The sequence below is a fragment of the Gilliamella sp. Choc4-2 genome (assembly GCF_001690355.1).
GTDB lineage: Bacteria > Pseudomonadota > Gammaproteobacteria > Enterobacterales > Orbaceae > Gilliamella > Gilliamella apicola_A.
The window spans coordinates 1-1,439 of record NZ_LZHG01000057.1 but is presented as its reverse complement, the minus strand read 5'-3'; the positions used below and the strand labels follow the sequence as shown (position 1 = coordinate 1,439).

Annotated in this window: 1 protein-coding gene; it reads left to right on the top strand. The window is 39.6% G+C overall.

Annotation, left to right across the window (positions count from 1 at the left end; all coding sequences use genetic code 11):
- The coding region (locus A9G34_RS10795) for a hypothetical protein (RefSeq protein ID WP_176701486.1) at positions 1 to 1,439 on the top strand (1,439 nt) is incomplete at both ends.

The following is a 1,439-nucleotide window of genomic DNA, read 5'->3' as shown; positions in this document are numbered from 1 at the left end:
ACTAGCAAAATGGCGGGTTATGTCACCTTGGTCAATCGTACAACCGTATTACAACGCAAAATTGACATGGTCAATCAACAAAAATCCCGCAACGACGAAGCGATTCACCAGTCGAATGAGAATAAACGAGAAGACAAAATCAAACAGCGTGAGATAAATCGCGAAATCGAAGCGATGAATCAAAGCGAAATGGAAAAAGCGAAAATTGAGAAAAAAATTAAAATACAAGAACAAATAAAAGATACCCGCCAAAGTGCTAAAGCAGTTAAACTTAGCTATGGTGTCAATGCAATAATGGGCGTTATCAGCATGTTAAATATTCACGATAACCTAAAAGCGTGGGACACCGTTAAAGAAGGTGAAAGCCAAGATAAAAAAATGCACCAACTGGCGATTGACTTAGGCTCGTTAGCGTTATTAAGTGTTGATAGCGTGGCTTTATACCGTGACATCAAATTAAAAATGCAGCTAGTTAAAGCGATGCGTTCAACAGTTTCGGGCACATTAGTACCTGAAATTAAAGCTAAACAGATGTTAAATACCTTGATTTCTAAAACCGTAGCCAAAGCTTTTGCGGCTATAACTATTTTTGAAGCCTTAGGCGAGTTAAAAAGTGCCTTGGGGATGTGGAATATGGAGGATAAAGATTATTTTAGAGCTAGATTGTTTGGTGCTTTTGCCTTAGGCGTTGGTGCAGCCCTATTATTATTGGGAAGTGAATTGGCTATAGGGATTGGTGTCCTTTTATTAGTTTCAAGTTTATACTTAATTGCTTATAGCAAAAAATACGATAATTTTACGCCTATCGATCACTGGTTAAACCGCTGTTATTTTGGGGTGCAAGAAGAGTTTGCCTATTTAGGGTATGGCGCTTATCACGAAGAGCAAGAGGCATTTGTGGGTTTTGGGCAGTCGGTAAATGACTATTTGGTTGCGGTGTCGGGCATTGACACCTTTATGATCTTTAAAAAACCAAGTTCATTTAGTGGGATGAAGCTACATCACCGCCACCTCTATTTTTATTTAACATACCCGAATAATGCAACCATCGCCCACCTGCCGTTGCAGGCCACGGTTACATTATTTGGCAAGAATGGGCAACGTGATGAGGATATGATTGAATCTCGCTTTAATATCAGTTCAACAGGGGTAAATAACCACTCAGTAGTGGCGCACTCCCCAATCCACCTAAACGAAGATAAAGCCAAAGAAACCCTAAAAATCACCGAATATGTCACCACCGATAAAAACTATTTTATCGACCATTATGAAGCAAAAACCTTTAAAACCCTCACTCAGGGCAAAGCGGTATGGCAATCTAATTTTACCGATATTGAAAAAATCGAAGTAAAAGAGCCAGCTCCTAACCAGCCAGAAAGTCACCTAACGGTAATAACCTGGGTAGCGGGCACCTTTGCTTATGATCTAATAAATAACTA